Source organism: Lentibacillus juripiscarius (assembly GCF_042685205.1).
GTDB lineage: Bacteria > Bacillota > Bacilli > Bacillales > Amphibacillaceae > Lentibacillus > Lentibacillus juripiscarius.
On the sequence record NZ_JBHUNA010000039.1, the window covers coordinates 14,798 to 32,021 of the forward strand.

Below are 17,224 nucleotides of genomic sequence, written 5' to 3' on the forward strand. Positions count from 1 at the left end.
CTCTATTTTATTTTTGGAAGGGAGAACGTGTTGTGGAACCATATATAATTGAATATGCATGGACATTATTGATACTGATTGGTTTAGAAGGTCTCTTGTCTGCTGACAACGCACTTGTGCTGGCGGTAATGGCAAAACATCTGCCAGGTGATCAGAAAAAGCGGGCAATTGATCTTGGTATATATATGGCATTTATTTTCCGGTTTGCTGCGATTTTCCTAATATCGTTTCTTGCGGAAGTATGGGAGGTTCAAGCAATCGGAGCAGCATATCTTATTTACCTGGGCGGAAAACATGTATACACCAATGTATTCGGCTCAAAAGAAGCGGACAACGAAGAGAAGGCCAACAAAAAGGGTACAGGCTTTTGGCCGACGGTGGCAAAAATCGGCGTGGCTGATGTCGCGTTTGCGGTTGACTCTATTCTCGCTGCCGTTGCACTTGCCGTCACGTTACCAGAAACACCATTATCTAATTTTGGTGGGATGGACGGTGGTAAATTCGCCATTATTGTCCTTGCAAGTGTGGCAGGCCTTGTCCTAATTAAATTTGCTGCTAATTGGTTCATAAAACTGCTTGAAGTCCGTCCTGGATTAGAAACAACGGCCTATTTAATTGTTGCATGGGTTGGTGTTAAACTTGCCGTCATTACGCTTTCCCATGAAGATGTCGGCGTATTGGACAAAGGATTTGCCCACAGCACCGGATGGACCATCACTTTCTGGGGAGTCCTTCTAAGTATTGCGGTTATTGGATGGTTTGTTTCCGGTAAAACAGGCGAAGGTAAAAGGGCTAGTGATGGATCATCATCCTAAACATTGGCCCAGCCTTGTTTTTGCAGGCTGGATGATTGGACTAATTATAATGAAGTTTACTGCCAGCATGTTTGTGGAAAAGGCTTAATAAGTGCCCATCTTGAAAACAGCCGCGCTTGCTAAATATGGCAGGGGCGGTGACGAATTCGTGAAGGAGTGTGCTACCGGATGGCTGTTAAAACAAAGCGGATTTACGAAAAGGTCGAAAATGATGACGGTGTACGTGTGCTTGTTGACCGGGTATGGCCAAGAGGTGTTTCCAAAGATGCCGCACAGCTTGATCATTGGCTGAAGGAAGTTGGCCCGTCCAGTGAACTGCGCAAATGGTTCGGGCACGATCCGGACAAATATGAGGCATTCAAACGGAAATACAAAGAAGAGCTTCAGGGTGGCAAACAGCAGGAATCCCTCCAGCAGCTGAAAGAACTGGCAAAAGATCAAAATAAGCAGCTAACCCTTTTGTTTGCGGCCAAAGATGAACAGTACAATCAGGCCAAGGTGCTGAAAGAAATATTGGACAGGCAATAAAAAGGCAGACAGCAGCCCGGTGGAACCAGGTGGGAATGGAGCCTAAACATATTTGAACCCGTGGCCTGGATACAATGTTGCTTGTCGCGTTGCAAGTTAATTGGGCGAAGCATATGTTCCTTGCAACTTGCAGCTTCTCGCTAGAGGTTTTGCTCGTCTCTTTCACCAGTCCGGGTATAAGTGCGACATCTGCTCAAGCTCACGCGGTTTGTGTTGCAGTGCCTTCTTTGCCGGGGTTGCCCCGAGAATTTCGATGGATAGTGTGTGCTAGTGCAGGTACCCGCGCAGGACGTTGCAAACTTAGCCAGCGGATGCACAGGACAAGGAAAGCTGCGACAGCGAAGCATCGTACGAAGAAAATACGTATATCCGGGCCGCTAGATTAAATGAGAAGTGGAGTCGGTATGTAATGTGGAACTCTTTATTCGATGGCCGCATATTTTCCGTTCTTCCACTAACGTGCCCCTTAAATGAATAAGAGATGGACTTCTATTAGCTAGTTTTGCTGAACAAAAGTTTTATAATAATGATCAGTTGATTATACTGAATGAATTTCATAAATACTTTTTTTGCTTAATATACGAACTTATAACTGAAAATACACTTAATCATTCGTACTCCACCTTAGAAGATTGGAACGGAAGGCGGACGACTCCTGCGGGATAAGAGGCCTAGATGAGACCCCGCAAGGCGTTAGCCTGAGGAGGCTCATCAGCCGCCCGCGGAAAGCGTCCGCCTGAAGTGGAAATCAAACGCAATAACCAAATTGTTCGTATTTCAAAGGTAGATATTGAATTATGAAATTCACTCATACTGTGTAATTATAATTTTTTTGGAGATATCTATGAAGGAGATGATTTGGAGAACGAAGGAAAATAAGGAGCATAAGCACTCCTTAATGATTTTTTAATATGCGTCTAAAGTCTTTTATTTCACTCTCGTTCTTAACGGAACGAACTGCTAAAGTATCAATAACCCTTTGTTGGTCTTCTAAAGTTTCTTTTACATCATCAAAACTTTCATCGATATGCTTAGCAACTTCTTCAATATATGGACCAACACGATTAATTGTGCTGTCTTTCAGTTGTTCTTGTCCATCTTTAAGCTCTTTCACATCTTTATCTAAGTTATCAAAGCGTTTTTCAAAAACATCCATTCTTTGATTGACCTTTTGAAGCTCGCTAAGTATTTGATTCAAAGTTTCTTCCATTAAAACCACTCCGATTTCTTTTCTATATTATAACACGATTAGGTTAAGAAGTAAGAAATGATTTAATCTTTTTTTCGCAATTTCCCTCGATAAGAAACAGAATTCAATTAATTAGTCCGTGCGCGACGATGTTTTGCAGTCATTGCAATCCCTACGATTACTTCAAGAATAGCAAATCCTAATACATATAATCCAATTGAAGGAAGTGACAAAATCCCCAAGACAATATGGAATGCTGCGGCAATATATAAGCCTGTCGGTTTCTTTAAGTACACGCTTAAAATTGCATAAATTAATACTGCTACTATAAGTCCCACAGTAATCCAAGAAACCCAAGATGCCATCAAATCTCCTCCTTATGGCGTATTTTGATTTAACGCAAAAACAGGCTCTTATATTGGGTTTGGGGCGCTAATACTTAATCCGGATTTGCGCCCAATTTCTGCATATTTCCTTTAATTGCTTCTTTCATAATCCGTTTTATTACCGTTGTCAAATATAAATAATTCAAAAATAAAGATATTAAAAACAGCAATTACTCCTATGATGATAAAGCTGCTTATTTTAGGTGAGTCAAAAATAAATATTATAAGTGTGAAAATAATAATAACTACAATCGCTTCCAAATAGCCTTTTTTTCTTTTGGACATTTTTTTCTTGGACATAATATCACTCCAAAATGGCCATTCCGGAATGGTCGCCCTATTGTTGAGGAGAAAGTCAATTCAAAGAGTTTAGCTTATTATAGCAAAAAATGATTTTGTAAATGAAGCTTCTTAAGGCAGTTTAACACAAACACCGAACATCCATAATTCCTTACTATGTTTTCGGGGCTGGTCTCGTACGAATAAACTATGGAACAAGAACATAAAAGAGTCACTTTACTACTTGGCAGTAAAGTGACTCTTTGTCATGTGACTCATGTCTATTATTAATTTCGGATAAGATAATCGAAAGCATTTAAGGCTGTGTTTGCGCCGGAGCCCATGGAAATAATGATTTGTTTGTTCGGATCATCGGTGCAGTCGCCTGCAGCAAAGACGCCTGGTACGTTCGTTGCGCCATGTCGATCCACAACAATCTCGCCGAATTTATTTCGCTCAACGGAGTCGCCTAGCCAATCCGTATTCGGCAGAAGTCCGATCTGGACAAATACACCTTCCAGTTCAATGTGCTGTTCTGTTTCAGTCTCACGATCAATGTAAGTAAGGCCGTTTACATTGTCTTCACCGGTAATTTCTGTTGTTTTTGCATTCGTCAAAACAGTTACGTTCGGCAGACTGTGCAGACGCTCCTGCAGGACAGAATCAGCTTTCAGTTCGGAGGAGAATTCGAGAACAGTTACATGATTTACAATACCAGCGAGGTCAATTGCGGCTTCAACACCGGAATTTCCTCCGCCAATAACGGATACGTCTTTTCCTTCAAACAGCGGACCATCACAGTGTGGACAGTATGCTACACCTTTATTTCTGAACTCATCCTCACCGGGTACACCGATTTTGCGCCAGCGGGCACCTGTTGAAAGGACGACGGATTTACCTTTTAGGGAAGCACCGTTTTCTAGTTCAATTTCAACGAAGTCCTGTTTTCTTTCCAGTCCTGTGGCACGCTGCAAGTTCATGACGTCAATGTCATAATCTTTCACGTGCTCCTCAAGGTTTGCTGCGAATTTAGGGCCTTCGGTGCGCTTAACACTGATAAAGTTTTCAATGCCTGCTGTGTCGTTGACTTGTCCGCCGAAGCGTTCAGCGACAATGCCAGTACGAATGCCTTTACGTGCTGCATAGATGGCGGCACTTGCACTCGCCGGTCCACCACCGACAACAAGTACATCATATGGATCTTTGTTTTCAAATTCAGAAGCGTCCGGAGCACTGCCTAACTTAGCCAGTATTTCTTCCAGTGACATACGGCCGCCTCCGAATGATTCGCCATTCAGGAACACGGTTGGTACTGCCATGATGTTGTTGCTTTCTGCTTCCTCTTTAAATGTGGCACCATCAATCATGGTGTGCGTAATGTTAGGGTTAAGAACGCTCAATACGTTCAGTGCTTGCACAACAACTGGGCAGTTTTGACAGCTCAGGCTAACATAGGTGACAAAGTGATGCTTTCCTTCCAAATTCTTGGCCTGATCGATGAGTTTCTGGTCTTCTTTTGGAGCTCTGCCGCTAACCTGCAGGAGTGCCAGTACCAGAGATGTGAATTCGTGTCCAAGAGGAATGCCGGCAAACGTTATCCCGGTATCTTCCCCGACACGATTCACACTGAAACTCGGTGTTCTTTCAAGCTCAGTGGTCTCCACTTTAATACGGGATGACATGGTGGCCAGTTCATCCACTAACTCCATCATATCGCGGGAGGTGTCATCCGATCCCGCACTTACTTTAAGCAGCACATCGCCTTCCATTAATTCAAGGTATTGAGCTAATTGTGCTTTTAAATCTGTGTCTAGTATCATGATTGGATCTACCCCTTAAATTTTACCTACAAGATCAAGGCTTGGTTTGAGTGTTTCGGAACCTTCTTCCCATTTTGCCGGGCAAACTTCACCTGGGTTGTTGCGAACGTATTGTGCTGCTTTTACCTTGCCGACGAGTGTGCTTGCATCACGGCCGATACCATCCGCATTGATTTCAGCTGCTTGTACAACACCGTCCGGATCAATAATGAACGTACCGCGCTGTGCAAAACCAACTTCTTCATCCAGCACATCGAAGTTGCGGGAGATGGTTTGTGAAGGGTCGCCGATCATCGTATATTCAATTTTGTTGATAGCTTCTGAGTGATCGTGCCATGCTTTATGGACGAAATGAGAATCTGTTGAAACGGAATACACTTCAACCCCGAGTTCTTGCAAAGTTGCATATTGTTTCTGAAGATCCTCAAGCTCTGTAGGACAAACGAAAGAAAAGTCTGCTGGATAAAAGCAAACAATGCTCCATTTTCCTTTCAGGTTCTCATCGGTAACATCGATAAACTCTCCGTTACCTGGATTGTAAGCTGATGCTTGGAATGGTTGGATTTCTTTTCCTATTAAAGACATAGTAAATCTCCTCCTAATATGTTTTAGATGTATAAATGGTTTTTAAGACCTCAAGTTTCACTGCTGAATTATAATTATTATAATTCAATACTAATTATTACATGAAAGATAATTGCAGTCAACTATAACACTTGTAACATTGCCGGATACGGATACTCCGAATAAAGCTGGTGGCATGGTTACTGCCTCTTTAATCCCAGAATATCGTATCCGCTCAAGGTTTTCCACTAATTGACCTCTTGTTGTTGAAACTTTCGCAATGAGGGGTTGCCGTGTCTTTAGTGTTTCCCCAAGGAACTTCTCCAATTCGAATGAATCTCTCTGGGAACGGGGAGGAAAACGTGCGAGAACGGGGCGGGGTGCGGTGGAAAAAGAATATCCAATTTTGTTACGTAGAGCCTTTGTCATCATCCGGTCACTAATCGGGTGATGGACGATTTAATGCGGAGAAAGCTCTTTCTCAACAGATAGCGTACGTTAAATTGTGTGCTGCCTTTGGTGGTATTTTGTGGGTTATTGTTTTATCAATGAGTAATGCACCACAATCATTTATGTGATTCACCCTATTACGTTTTGGTGTATAATAGAATAAAGAAAGAGCGCAAAAGACTCTTGGGTAAGTGGAAGGACTTCTTTTGGACATTATGATTTAAATTGATACGGAATAGGGCAGAGACTCGCGAGTGGAGGAGTGCACATCAATGAAACGGCTGTTTATATTGGTTGCTGTTTTATTTATGATATCGGTTCGGACACCAGCTACGGTGCAAGAAACATGGAATTCGGATCTAATGGAAACGGCATCTATAGAAAATTGGACGGCAGCGATACAGGAATGGTTCGCTGATAAGGATATAACGATCAACGAATATAAGGAGGACCTCACTCAATTTTTTCAATTAGAAGAACAGAGGGAGGCTCCGGATATGGATACCGCGGAGCCATCCGCCTATGAAAAAGAAGTCGTGGAACTTGTGAATGAAGAACGGACAAAGAAGGGTCTGGAGCCATTGGAGATGCATCATGGATTAAGTGATCTTGCCCGGAAGAAATCTCAGGATATGGCGGATAACAATTATTTCAGCCACACATCACCAACGTATGGTTCCCCGTTTGAGATGATGGAGCAGTTCGATTTCACCTTCCAACTGGCCGGTGAAAACATTGCAGCAGGTCAGCGCAGCCCGGAGCAGGTGGTAGAAGGCTGGATGAACAGCAAGGGACATCGTGAAAACATCCTGAAGGAAGGGTTCACGCATATCGGTGTCGGGTATGTAGAAGATGCCGGGCTGCCGTATGGAACCTACTGGACCCAATTGTTCATGACACCAAGATAGAGGGATGCGGAGCACCGGATTGATGTCGGAGGAGCATCGGAATTTCCGCAGTTTACCGTGACCGTCACCAGATGAATGTTAAGTTTTTGTAAAATTGATCGTCATCTCCGCGGAATTATGATAGTTTGGACCTGGAAAAGCAGGGGGAGGAGATGAGATGCAGAAAAAACATTCATTGGTTGAGATATTGGGGGCGTCACTTAAGCTGGGGCTGACTTCTTTCGGTGGTCCGGTTGCCCATCTTGGTTATTTTAAAGACGAATACATAGACAAACGGAAATGGCTCGATGACAAAACATATGCGGACATTATTGCGTTGTGCCAGTTTCTCCCGGGGCCGGCCAGCAGTCAGGTCGGGATTGCCATCGGGATGCTGCGCGGTGGTTTGCTGGGTGGCCTTGTATCGTGGTTCGGGTTTACTGTCCCATCGGTTATCGTACTTGTGCTGTTTGCGCTTTTCTACCAAACTTTTTCATTGGGGGATGCGGCTTGGATTGCCAGTCTGAAAATTGTCGCTGTGGCTGTCGTCGCCCATGCCGTCATCGGACTTGGCAAAAAGCTGACTCCAGACAAACCACGGATAGCTGTAGCGTTGGCTGCGGCAGTTATCATGCTGCTTTTTTCGTCGGCGCTGGTGCAGATTAATATTATTATCGCAGCAGCCACATTGGGCTTTTTTATGTTTTCCGGGCAGGCTGCATCCAAGGTCCAGCGATTTCCGGTTACGATCAGCAAGAAGCAGGGCATTTTGTCGCTGGGACTGCTGGCAGGACTGTTAATCGGATTACCGCTCCTGTCTCAGGCCGTTTCCAATGTATTTATCACGATAGGTGATATCTTTTTCCGTGTCGGCACCCTTGTCTTTGGCGGCGGGCATGTCGTCTTGCCGCTACTGGAGCAGGAAGTGGTGCCGAATGGAATGCTCACCGGCAGTGAATTTCTTGCCGGCTACGGAATGGCACAAGCAGTTCCCGGGCCGCTGTTTACGTTTTCCAGTTATTTGGGGACGATGATCAGCGGGATTACTGGGGCGGTGGTTGCGACTGTTGCCATCTTTCTGCCGTCCTTTCTGCTTCTTGTCGGTGCACTGCCGTTTTTGTCCGAACTGCGCCAGCGTGCCGGATTTCAAGGTGTTTTGACAGGGGTGAACGCGAGTGTGGTCGGCATTTTGCTGGCGGCATGGTATGACCCTGTCTTTACAAGCTCTGTCACAGGCGGCGCAGATTTCGCATTGGCCGCTGTTCTGTTCGGACTTCTTCATTTCTGGAAAACACCAGCATGGCTCGTTGTGATCATTGGTGTTATCCTTGGGACTGGCATGGGTTTGATTTTCTAACGGTGTAGGTAGCGGACTCATCGGGTACATAGGTAACAGAAAAAATACGGAGGTGGAATGATGGCACAGCATCAATTTCATTTAAAGGCAGACTGGCCGGGCGGCAGGAACAGTACCGGCTCGATTGACGCGGGGAATCTCAAGACAAAAATATCAATCCCGCCTGAAATGGACGGGCCAGGCGTGGGCACCAACCCGGACGAAATGCTTCTCGGCGCGGCGGCAACGTGCTATGTCATCACGCTCGCAGCGATGATCGAACGGGCAGAACTCCCGCTTAAGGAAATGGCACTCAACTCAGAAGGGATCGTTGATGTGACCGATGGCGTGATCACGTATAAAAAAATCATCCATAAACCGTACGTCGCACTGCAGGAGCACGCGAATGAAAAAAACTATCAGCTGCTGCAAAAACTTACTGAAAAAGCAGAAGCAAGCTGCATGATCTCCCGCGCCCTCAAAGGAAACGTCGAAATTGAAGTACAAGCGGATATTCAATAAACCTGGGGGTCCGCCTACCTGGGGCCCCTAGTTTCCATTTTTAATCACCCCCTATAATAGAAGGCGAACACGATTGAGCTGCGTTAAACTGCACCCACGGCTCCTTTTCAGATACCAATTCCGATAAATCATAAACAAACTCCTTGCACAATGTCCCGCAGACCAAAAATATCCTCTCTTGACATATTTTTAATCGCCCCTGTATAGTAATAAAACATACTATATTTATCGGAATTATATAGTTAAGTTTTCTGGTAAATAGCATAAAGAAAACGCTTGTTATGGGTGAGGCTTTTAGCCGCCCATAAAATAAGCACGACAACAAAGGGGGAAGCGATGGTGGATACATTCTACATCATTTTGAATGTTGCTGTTCTTGTTGTACTTATTGGAATTTTAATCCGAATGCAGCAAAAACATTACTCATTCAGTAAGCGTGTGTTTGCAGGGTTAGGTATTGGAATTGTAGTGGGAGCTATTCTCCAGGCAATTTATGGTACAGGATCGGACGTTCTGACCCAAACGACGGAATGGTATAATATTGTCGGCAGAGGTTATGTGCAATTATTGATGATGATTGTTGTTCCGCTCGTTATGGTTTCTATTATTCAATCCATCATTAATTTAGAAAAGTCATCCGACCTTGGTAAAATGTCTGGATGGATAATTGGATTCTTGGTTTCCACTGCTATGGTTGCGGCGCTGGTCGGTATCGGAAGTGCTGCTGTTTTTGACTTGAATGCAAGTGAGATTGAAGCAGGCCAGGAAGAGCAGGATCGAGGGTCGATGATGGAATCACGGCTTGGGGATGTTGAAGATATGTCCACACCTGAAAAGATTTTGAGTTTTATTCCGTCCAACATTTTTCAGGATATGACACAGGACCGGCCTACTTCCGTGATTGCAATCGTTATTTTTTCCATGATCGTCGGGATAGCAGTTCTTGGACTGCGCAGAAAGAAACCAGAAGAGGCAGAACGGTTTACGAAAGGTATTAATACGATATTCGCAGTGGTTATGCGTATCGTGACATTAATTCTTCGTTTGACGCCATTTGGGATATTGGCGCTGATGGCTACAACGGTGGCAAACACAGATATCGCCGGAATTATTGAACTTGGTAAATTTGTTATCGCATCGTATGCAGCATTAATCATCATGTTTATCATTCACCTTGTGCTGGTTGGTGTATTTGGCCTGAATCCAATGACTTATTTGAAAAAAGTGCTGCCGGTATTAACGTTTGCGTTCACATCACGCTCAAGTGCCGGAACTATTCCATTAAATATCCAGGCACAAAAGAACGCACTTGGTGTTGATCAGGGAATTGCCAATATGTCGGCATCATTTGGTGCGACCATCGGCCAAAACGGATGTGCGGGAATTTATCCGGCGATGCTTGCTGTTATGATTGCGCCATCAGTTGGCATCGATCCACTAACACCAGGCTTCATCCTGCAACTTATACTGATTATCGGAATTAGCTCGTTTGGAGTCGCAGGTGTCGGCGGAGGTGCAACATTTGCAGCATTGATTGTTCTTTCCTCCATGGGATTACCTGTCGCATTGGCCGGACTGTTAATTTCGATTGAAGCGCTAATTGATATGGGCCGCACCGCATTGAACGTCAATGACGCGATGCTCACAGGAACACTTACATCCCGGGTTATGAAGAAACTGAACCTGAAAACATTTAACGATAAAACAGCAATTGAACAAGAAACAGCATTATAATTTAAAAATAGCCACTCCATCAGGTCCGGGTGGCTATTTTGTTGAATGGGCGAAAGGGCTTCGAGCGAGGGAAGTAATAAATTGGGCGGGAAGGCGCGTAAATCGAGCGGGGAGGCACGTAAATCGAGCGAGAGCAGCAGCAAATCGAGCGAGAGCAGCGCCCAAGTCGCGGCACTCGCCCAAACTCGCGCGAAAACCGTAAAAGTCGCGCGGCACCGGTTGAAAGTCGCGCGAGAATCGGAAAAGTCGCGCGGCACCGGTCGAAAGTCGCGCGAAAATCGAAAAAGTCGCGCGGCACCGGGCCAAAAGTCGCGCGAAAATCGAAAAAGTCGCGCGGCACCGGTCGAAAGTCGCGCGAAAATCGGAAAAGTCGCGCGGAACCGGTCGAAAGTCGCGCGAAAATCGGAAAACTCGCGCGGCCCGGGCCAACCAAAAGAAAGATTTTCGGCCGCCGCCGAAAATCCCCATCCTCACTCATCTTGAATCATTCCCAAAAGTTTATCCATCTTTTGCTGTTCGCCTGCCGTAGCATATTCGGCAAACGGGCATCCGTGCGTCTGCACACGTTCAACCACGTTGTTGATGGTAAATGCCGACGGGTGCAAATCCTCATCTACTTCTTCCCAATATAATGGTGCGGCAACGGTAGCATCCTCCCGCTTTCTTGGGGAGTATGGCGCAATCAGGGTTTTATCTTTGCCGTGCTGGAGGTAATCGATGTACAGCCGCCCGCCACGTTTATTTTTGAACCGTTCTGTTGTAAATAAATCCGGATACCCATGCTCCAGCGTCAAAGCTATCGCCTCTGTAAAAATGCCGGTCTCCTCATACGTCATGCTGCCGGCCGGAATGGGAATATGCACTTGCAAACCTTTTCCGCCCGATGTTTTAACAAACGACATCAGCTCAAGGTCGTCCAGTAGCTGCTTCAGCAATCTCGCAGCTTTTACAGCCAGCTGAAAGGCTTCCCGACCGGGCGGATCCAGGTCAAACACGATTTCAGCCGGTTTATCGTCCGTCACCGTTTGAAACGGGATATGGTATTCCATCGTGCCATGATTAGCCAGCCAAATGAGAGCGTCCAGATTGTTGCAAACAAAATGTGTCTCCTCGTCCCGCACAACCCCTTCGAGAAAATCCGGTGCATAATCCGGCAGATGTTTTTGAAAAAATGATTCTCCTGAGACCCCGTCAGGCGATCGGATAATTGTTAGGAGTCTATTTTTTAAAAAAGGCAGCATATATGGGGCGATTTCGCGCATGTAGGCAAGCAGGTCGCCCTTGGTCATATCAGCTTCCGGCCAAAACACCTTATCCGTATTGGACACGTCAACACTGTCCGGCAGCATCGCGAGGTCTAGTTTTAATTTTGCCGATGTGCAGGCCGCTACATCCATTTCCGGAAGCAACTGACTGAAGGAAGGTTCCCGAATTTCGCCTGCAACCGGGTCGAGAGTATGGATGGACGCGCACACTGCCGGGGGAAGCCGATATCCACCTTGTTCGTTTTTCCCGTTTGTGAAAAACAACTCCCGCAATGTACGAAATGCTTCTTCATCCAGTCCGTGCTTGCATTTGCCAATTTCCACCACTTCATCATCCTGAAATACACAGGCGGTAAAATACTCATTTTTCGGGTCATAAAATGGCAGCACTGCCGTAATCGTCCGCCAATTTTTAATCTTGAACCAGTCCTGGTGTTTCTTGCCATTCCCGTACAGACTTGAATTCCGTTTCGCCACCAGCCCTTCCCCTTTATAGCGGAACAATTTATCCCATGCTGCATCCGCATCTTTTGAAAACGGGACAAAATGAATACGCTCGCCCAGCTGGCCCGTGTTTCCGAAAACAGTTGCCAGCCTTTGTTTACGCTTCTCTAACGGTATCCTTGTCAAGGAACTCCCCGCTTCTAAGAGCAAATCAAATGCCATGAAACTGGCCGGGCGTCTGGACGCAGCTTCATCAATCCGGTCCTTATTTTTCATGCGGCTGCGCTTTTGAATCTGGGAAAAATTGGCCTGGTGGGGGTGATTCAACACAACAAGCTCCCCATCGATGGTTAGCGGCAGCTGCTCCTCGGCTAAGTATCTGCTGCAGTTTTCGATAATCTCCGGAAAATTGGCCGTCAAATCCGTTTCATTTCTGCTCAAGAGCTTGACCGAACCGTCTTTCCCACACGTCAGCTGGCAGCGGTATCCGTCATATTTTGTTTCATACACCCAGTCATCACCACGCGGGATCTCTTCACTGGCAATCGGCTTCATCACATGCATGCACACAACCTCCTGTCCGTTAAAATGCCTCAATTCACCCCGAACTATCAGGATAAATTCGTTTGATGACGGCAAACTATGCAAAAAAGGAGGATGTTCCATGCATACGATGTGGAAAGGCACTATCAGTTTCGGGCTGGTCAATATCCCGGTAAAAATGCATGCCGCAACGGAAAACAAAGACGTCAAACTGCGCAACCTCCACAAGGAATGCCAGACACCAGTGAAATATGAGCGCGTTTGCCCGAACTGTGACCGTGAAGTGGAAAATGATGAAATCGTGAAGGCATATGAATATGCAAAAAATAAATTCGTCGTGCTGGACGACGAGGAACTGGAAAATCTGAAAAAGGAACAAACCGACAAAGCGGTGGAAATCATGGACTTTGTCGAGCTGGAAGAAATAGACCCAATTTATTTTGAAAAAAGCTACTACCTGTCGCCGGATGAAGGCGGGGCCAAATCATATGGACTCCTTCGCTCGGCGCTGAAGGATTCCGGAAAAATCGGTGTCGCTAAAATAATGATCCGTTCCAAAGAACAACTCGCGGTCATCCGAATTTATGAAAACACACTTGTCGCCGAAACAATCCACTATCCGGATGAAGTACGCAACGTGAAGGATGTTCCGAACGTTCCAGAAGCCGATAATGCCGATGAAAAAGAACTGGAGACAGCCAAAATGCTCATCGATCAGCTTTCCGCCGAATTTGATCCGGAAAAATACGAAGATGAGTACCGGACAGCCTTGCTGGATTTAATTGAGGAGAAGAAAGAAGGAGACAAGGTGACAACTGCAACTGACCAGGAAAAACCGAAACCGGACAATGTTACCAACCTCATGGATGCCCTGCAAAAATCGCTTGACCGGGCAAAAGATGACAAACCGACAAAAACAAAGCAAAAAACGGGCAAAAAAGCAGCCACACCGAAGAAAAAAATCGCCAAAGCCAAGTAAGCTGTGGCAAATGGGGCTGATATTCTGCGGTGATCGGTCGATACTGGCCCTCAATCGGTTGATTTCAGCCCCCAATTGGTTGATTCCTGTCCCAAACGGTTGATTCCAGCCTCAATCGGTTGATTCTTGGCGCCGAACGGTTGATTTCTGCCTCAATCGGTTGATTCTTGGCGCCGAACGGTTGATTCCAGCCTCCAATCGGTTGATTTTGGTCCCGAACGGTTGATTCTAGCCCTCAATCGGTCGATTCTTGGTCCCGAACGGTTGATTCCAGCCCCAATCGGTCGATTCTTGGCTCCGAACGGTTGATTCCAGCCTCAAACGGTTGATTCCAGCCTCCAATGGGTTGATTTTGGTCCCGAACGGTTGATTCCAGCCCTCAATCGGTTGATACTTGGCCCCGAACGGTTGATTCCAGCCTCAATCGGTCGATTCCAGCCCCCAAACGGTCGATTCTTGGCTCCGAACGGTTGATTCCAGCCCTCAATCGGTCGATTCTTGGTCCCGAACGGTTGATTCCAGCCCCAAACGGTTGATTTTTGGCCCCAAACGGTCGATTCTGGCCCCGATCGGTTGATTCTAGCCCCAAACGGTCGATTCTGGCCCTCAATCGGTCGATTCCAGCCCCAAACGGTTGATTCTGGCCTCCGAACGGTTGATTCCAGCCTCCAATCGGTTGATTCTGGCCTCCAATCGGTCGATATCTACTCCCACCCGGTTAGTCCCAGCCAAACCGGTCGCTCCCCAACCATAACGAGCAGATATCCACCCCAACTGGGATGGCCTCCCCCACACACTCCCAGCCGCCCAATAAGGATAATCCCGCTCGCGGGTTCCTTCTCCGCCCGCCCAATAAGGATAATCCCGCTCGCGGGTTCCTTCCCCGCCCGCTCACCCCCACCCCGCCAGTCCATTACAAAAATTGCATTTTATTGCATTCCGCTTACAATCCATTAACAATCACCAGAAAATGGGCTTTCGCTGTCGTATTGCTGTGTAAAAACGGGTATGTATGCCAATGTGCAGCAAGATTACGAATGTAAAGGGTGAGGAAATGGAACGGAATGCTTTTTTTGATAATGCGAAACTAGTGCTGATTTTTTTGGTCGTGTTTGGGCATGTTATTCAGCCGTTCAGGGATGCAGCGGCGGGGATGAATACATTGTATTTGTGGATTTACACTTTCCATATGCCAGCATTTATTTTTCTGGCGGGTTTTTTTGCTAAGGGTTCCGGGAAAATAAATTATATGACGAAAATGGCAAAAAAGCTGCTTTTGCCATATTTCATCTTTCAGCTGCTTTATACAGGGTATTTCTTCCTGATTGGCAAAGAAGACTGGCAGGCGGGCATGTTTTATCCGCATTGGTCGTTATGGTTTTTGTTCAGCCTGTTCTGCTGGCATCTGCTTCTGGCTTGGTTCAAAAAACTGCCTGCCGCGACTGGGCTGGCAATCTCCATCGGTATTGGGCTGATTGTTGGTCTGTTTGGGGATATCGGCCATACGTTCAGTCTTTCCAGGACATTCGTATTTTTTCCATTTTTTCTCTTGGGCTACTGGATGACGAAAGAACAGCTGGCATGGCTGAGACGGACACAGGTTCGGGTGGCTGCACTTGTGGTTATGGCCGCCATTGCAGTGGCTATTTATGTGGCGCCTGATTTCAATTCGGGCTGGCTGCTCGCGTCCAAGTCATACAGTGATCTGGGCATGCCTGATTTGGGTGTTCTTGCACGGTTATTAGTTTATGTAACGTCCGCTCTGATGGCTGCCAGTGTGCTTGCCTGGATGCCATCCCATCACAGCCGGCTGACACATCTCGGTGCACGGACACTGTACGTTTATTTGCTGCATGGATTCTTTATCCAATTTTTCCGCGAAGCCGACTTATTTGCTGTCAACCATGTGATTGATGTAATCGGTCTTGGTCTGATGGCCGCCCTTATTGTTCTTGTGCTGGCAAGCCGGCCTGTACTAGGCATCTGGCAGCCGTTCGTGGAAGGAAAACTGTCCATGCTGAAAGGGATGATAAGCGACCGGTTCGGCTACAGACAGGATCAGACGAAGACGAGTGCATAGAAGATATTACCGGCGTTTTCGCGCGGATAATAGAAAAAACCAGCCCGTGCTGCGTACTACAGCAACAAACTACGGTGCAAATCTAGCGAAAGAATGAGCTTAACGATGGCAAAGGGAAGGTGTAAACGATGAAAGTATGTGTATTTGGCGCAAGCGGTTATCTCGGTTCAGCCGTTTATCAGTTAGCTAAAAATGATCCGGAAATGGACGTATCTGGCACCTATTTGGAAGATCCCGGTGAATTGACTGACTTGCATAAACTGGATGTGAACGAACCGGAGTCATTTTCCGGGTTCTATAAAACCATGCAGCCGGATGTGGTTGTCTGGTCCGTTATGAGTGGTTCCTATGAGGATGAACTGATCAATGAAGGATTGTTCCATCTGCTCACCCATTTGACACCGGAAACGAAATTGGTTTATCTGTCAACGGACTTCGTTTTTACTGACGGGAACGGGCCATATACAGAAGCGGATCCGACTGGCAAGCTGCCGGACGAACACGTTTGGAGCACCTATGCCAATGCAAAAGTGAAAGCTGAGCGGCTGATAACGAAGGAATTGACGAACTACGCTATTTTGCGCGCCGGGCCGATTTACGGGAAAAACAGCCTTGGCAAGCGGGATGAACGGACAGAAGAAATGATTGCTGCACTGGAGCGGGGAAAAACTGCTGCCTACCGTGATGACCTGATCCGAACGTTTGTGCATGTCGAGGACCTGGCTGACGCGGTCAAGACTTTCATATCGAATGATCGGAAAGGAATCTACCACACTGGACCAAAGCAGAAGGCAAGTTATTACACGTTCATGTACAAAATGGCAGAGCAGCTCGGTTACAATACGGGACTGCTCGAAAAGGCATCAGAAACCGAACTCCCTGATGAAGAAGTGCCAAAGAATACCGCATTAACAACCGAAAAAATAGCGAAAGAAACAAATCTCCACTTTCGCACAATGAATTAAAAAATAAGGCCCTTGTCCCGGGTTTTACCTCTCGCTAGTAGGACACACTAAAATTCTCATTAGTGAGGCTTTTTTTTGTTCCGGTTATAGTTAAGTGCTCATTTATGTTAATATTAAAATAAGTTGAAATAACCCTTATTCAGCTAAAATACAAAACTATATCAGCACACGGAGGCGTTAAAAATAAAAAATAACCGGAAATTTATTATAATGTTAACAGTAGTATTAGTTGTATTGGCTGCTTGTGGAAACTCATCACGGGAGTCGGATGCTAAGTCAAACAATGAATCACCAGACAGCAGTACGGCACAAAATGAAAATGGTGGATCACCAGATAAAGGCTCAAAAGAAACAGAGAATAATAAAATGGAACCTGAATTATTCATACTTCCAAACTAAGTCCTTTTAACTTTAAAACAGGATGTTCTTTTGGCCTTC

The 17,224-nt window shown here is 46.0% G+C and carries 19 protein-coding genes; 11 read left to right on the top strand and 8 right to left on the bottom strand.

The annotated features are described in order from the left end of the window. The first annotated feature begins 32 nt into the window (after window positions 1–32). On the top strand, window positions 33–815 hold the full coding sequence (locus ACFSUO_RS14865) for a TerC family protein (protein WP_382395492.1): 783 nt from the start codon (window positions 33–35) through the stop codon (window positions 813–815). Between the two features lie 168 nt (window positions 816–983). Further along, window positions 984–1,343: a DUF488 domain-containing protein gene (locus ACFSUO_RS14870; protein ID WP_382395494.1), complete on the top strand. Its 360-nt coding sequence runs from the start codon at window positions 984–986 to the stop codon at window positions 1,341–1,343. An 895-nt stretch (window positions 1,344–2,238) separates the two neighbouring features. Here ACFSUO_RS14870 and ACFSUO_RS14875 read toward each other — a convergent pair. The 5 genes from ACFSUO_RS14875 to ahpC form a co-directional block, all read right to left on the bottom strand. Next, the gene (locus ACFSUO_RS14875) at window positions 2,239–2,553 is read right to left on the bottom strand and encodes a hypothetical protein (RefSeq protein WP_382395496.1); all 315 of its coding nucleotides are present in this window, start codon (window positions 2,551–2,553) and stop codon (window positions 2,239–2,241) included. Between the two features lie 107 nt (window positions 2,554–2,660). Beyond that, complete coding sequence (locus ACFSUO_RS14880) at window positions 2,661–2,897, bottom strand: hypothetical protein (RefSeq protein ID WP_382395498.1); 237 nt, start codon at window positions 2,895–2,897, stop codon at window positions 2,661–2,663. A 111-nt stretch (window positions 2,898–3,008) separates the two neighbouring features. Next, window positions 3,009–3,218, bottom strand: a complete 210-nt coding sequence (locus ACFSUO_RS14885; protein WP_382395500.1) for a hypothetical protein — start codon at window positions 3,216–3,218, stop codon at window positions 3,009–3,011. 266 nt (window positions 3,219–3,484) lie between these two features. Next, the gene (gene ahpF / locus ACFSUO_RS14890) at window positions 3,485–5,017 is read right to left on the bottom strand and encodes an alkyl hydroperoxide reductase subunit F (protein WP_382395502.1); all 1,533 of its coding nucleotides are present in this window, start codon (window positions 5,015–5,017) and stop codon (window positions 3,485–3,487) included. 15 nt (window positions 5,018–5,032) lie between these two features. Beyond that, entirely contained in the window at window positions 5,033–5,602 is a 570-nt protein-coding gene (gene ahpC, locus ACFSUO_RS14895) for an alkyl hydroperoxide reductase subunit C (protein WP_382395504.1), read from the bottom strand. Window positions 5,603–6,303: 701 nt separating this feature from the next. Between ahpC and ACFSUO_RS14900 the strand changes: the two genes are divergently transcribed. From ACFSUO_RS14900 to ACFSUO_RS14920, 5 genes are all read left to right on the top strand, one after another. Next, complete coding sequence (locus ACFSUO_RS14900; protein ID WP_382395506.1) at window positions 6,304–6,939, top strand: CAP domain-containing protein; 636 nt, start codon at window positions 6,304–6,306, stop codon at window positions 6,937–6,939. Between the two features lie 157 nt (window positions 6,940–7,096). Further along, complete coding sequence (gene chrA / locus ACFSUO_RS14905) at window positions 7,097–8,275, top strand: chromate efflux transporter (RefSeq protein ID WP_382395508.1); 1,179 nt, start codon at window positions 7,097–7,099, stop codon at window positions 8,273–8,275. Between the two features lie 60 nt (window positions 8,276–8,335). After that, the gene (locus ACFSUO_RS14910; RefSeq protein ID WP_382395510.1) at window positions 8,336–8,776 is read left to right on the top strand and encodes an OsmC family protein; all 441 of its coding nucleotides are present in this window, start codon (window positions 8,336–8,338) and stop codon (window positions 8,774–8,776) included. Between the two features lie 339 nt (window positions 8,777–9,115). Beyond that, window positions 9,116–10,510 (top strand): L-cystine transporter, encoded by a 1,395-nt coding sequence (locus tag ACFSUO_RS14915; protein ID WP_382395512.1) that lies wholly within the window; start codon window positions 9,116–9,118, stop codon window positions 10,508–10,510. Between the two features lie 81 nt (window positions 10,511–10,591). Next, complete coding sequence (locus ACFSUO_RS14920) at window positions 10,592–10,993, top strand: hypothetical protein (protein ID WP_382395514.1); 402 nt, start codon at window positions 10,592–10,594, stop codon at window positions 10,991–10,993. On the opposite strand, the gene ACFSUO_RS14925 is transcribed toward ACFSUO_RS14920, so the two are convergent. After that, on the bottom strand, window positions 10,981–12,783 hold the full coding sequence (locus ACFSUO_RS14925) for a DNA ligase D (RefSeq protein ID WP_382395516.1): 1,803 nt from the start codon (window positions 12,781–12,783) through the stop codon (window positions 10,981–10,983). The genes ACFSUO_RS14920 and ACFSUO_RS14925 overlap by 13 nt on opposite strands. A 100-nt stretch (window positions 12,784–12,883) precedes the next feature. Here ACFSUO_RS14925 and ku point away from each other — a divergent pair, with 100 nt between their 5' ends. Beyond that, window positions 12,884–13,741 (top strand): non-homologous end joining protein Ku, encoded by an 858-nt coding sequence (gene ku, locus ACFSUO_RS14930; protein ID WP_382395518.1) that lies wholly within the window; start codon window positions 12,884–12,886, stop codon window positions 13,739–13,741. 379 nt (window positions 13,742–14,120) lie between these two features. Here the strand turns inward: ku and ACFSUO_RS14935 are convergent, their stop codons facing one another. Both ACFSUO_RS14935 and ACFSUO_RS14940 read right to left on the bottom strand, forming a co-directional pair. Next, entirely contained in the window at window positions 14,121–14,351 is a 231-nt protein-coding gene (locus ACFSUO_RS14935) for a hypothetical protein (RefSeq protein WP_382395520.1), read from the bottom strand. After that, window positions 14,348–14,515, bottom strand: coding sequence for a hypothetical protein (locus ACFSUO_RS14940; RefSeq protein WP_382395522.1), 168 nt, complete (start codon window positions 14,513–14,515; stop codon window positions 14,348–14,350). Before ACFSUO_RS14940 ends, ACFSUO_RS14935 begins: the two co-directional genes overlap by 4 nt. Before the next feature lie 280 nt (window positions 14,516–14,795). On the opposite strand from ACFSUO_RS14940, the gene ACFSUO_RS14945 reads away from it, so the two are divergent. The 3 genes from ACFSUO_RS14945 to ACFSUO_RS14955 all read left to right on the top strand — a co-directional run bounded on the left by ACFSUO_RS14945 (window position 14,796) and on the right by ACFSUO_RS14955 (window position 17,185). Next, window positions 14,796–15,821 (top strand): acyltransferase family protein, encoded by a 1,026-nt coding sequence (locus ACFSUO_RS14945; protein ID WP_382395530.1) that lies wholly within the window; start codon window positions 14,796–14,798, stop codon window positions 15,819–15,821. A gap of 128 nt (window positions 15,822–15,949) precedes the next feature. After that, complete coding sequence (locus ACFSUO_RS14950; RefSeq protein ID WP_382395524.1) at window positions 15,950–16,786, top strand: sugar nucleotide-binding protein; 837 nt, start codon at window positions 15,950–15,952, stop codon at window positions 16,784–16,786. 210 nt (window positions 16,787–16,996) lie between these two features. Further along, window positions 16,997–17,185: a hypothetical protein gene (locus ACFSUO_RS14955; protein ID WP_382395526.1), complete on the top strand. Its 189-nt coding sequence runs from the start codon at window positions 16,997–16,999 to the stop codon at window positions 17,183–17,185. Window positions 17,186–17,224 lie beyond the last annotated feature (39 nt).

Bases quoted from the DNA above. Each gene is read 5' to 3' on its own strand.
- ACFSUO_RS14870 (WP_382395494.1), top strand. From the start codon at position 984: ATGGCTGTTAAAACAAAGCGGATTTACGAAAAGGTCGAAAATGATGAC.
- ACFSUO_RS14875 (WP_382395496.1), bottom strand. From the start codon at position 2,553: ATGGAAGAAACTTTGAATCAAATACTTAGCGAGCTTCAAAAGGTCAAT.
- ACFSUO_RS14880 (WP_382395498.1), bottom strand. From the start codon at position 2,897: ATGGCATCTTGGGTTTCTTGGATTACTGTGGGACTTATAGTAGCAGTA.
- ACFSUO_RS14885 (WP_382395500.1), bottom strand. From the start codon at position 3,218: ATGTCCAAGAAAAAAATGTCCAAAAGAAAAAAAGGCTATTTGGAAGCG.
- ahpF (WP_382395502.1), bottom strand. From the start codon at position 5,017: ATGATACTAGACACAGATTTAAAAGCACAATTAGCTCAATACCTTGAA.
- ahpC (WP_382395504.1), bottom strand. From the start codon at position 5,602: ATGTCTTTAATAGGAAAAGAAATCCAACCATTCCAAGCATCAGCTTAC.
- ACFSUO_RS14900 (WP_382395506.1), top strand. From the start codon at position 6,304: ATGAAACGGCTGTTTATATTGGTTGCTGTTTTATTTATGATATCGGTT.
- chrA (WP_382395508.1), top strand. From the start codon at position 7,097: ATGCAGAAAAAACATTCATTGGTTGAGATATTGGGGGCGTCACTTAAG.
- ACFSUO_RS14910 (WP_382395510.1), top strand. From the start codon at position 8,336: ATGGCACAGCATCAATTTCATTTAAAGGCAGACTGGCCGGGCGGCAGG.
- ACFSUO_RS14925 (WP_382395516.1), bottom strand. From the start codon at position 12,783: ATGCATGTGATGAAGCCGATTGCCAGTGAAGAGATCCCGCGTGGTGAT.
- ku (WP_382395518.1), top strand. From the start codon at position 12,884: ATGCATACGATGTGGAAAGGCACTATCAGTTTCGGGCTGGTCAATATC.
- ACFSUO_RS14945 (WP_382395530.1), top strand. From the start codon at position 14,796: ATGGAACGGAATGCTTTTTTTGATAATGCGAAACTAGTGCTGATTTTT.
- ACFSUO_RS14950 (WP_382395524.1), top strand. From the start codon at position 15,950: ATGAAAGTATGTGTATTTGGCGCAAGCGGTTATCTCGGTTCAGCCGTT.
- ACFSUO_RS14955 (WP_382395526.1), top strand. From the start codon at position 16,997: ATGTTAACAGTAGTATTAGTTGTATTGGCTGCTTGTGGAAACTCATCA.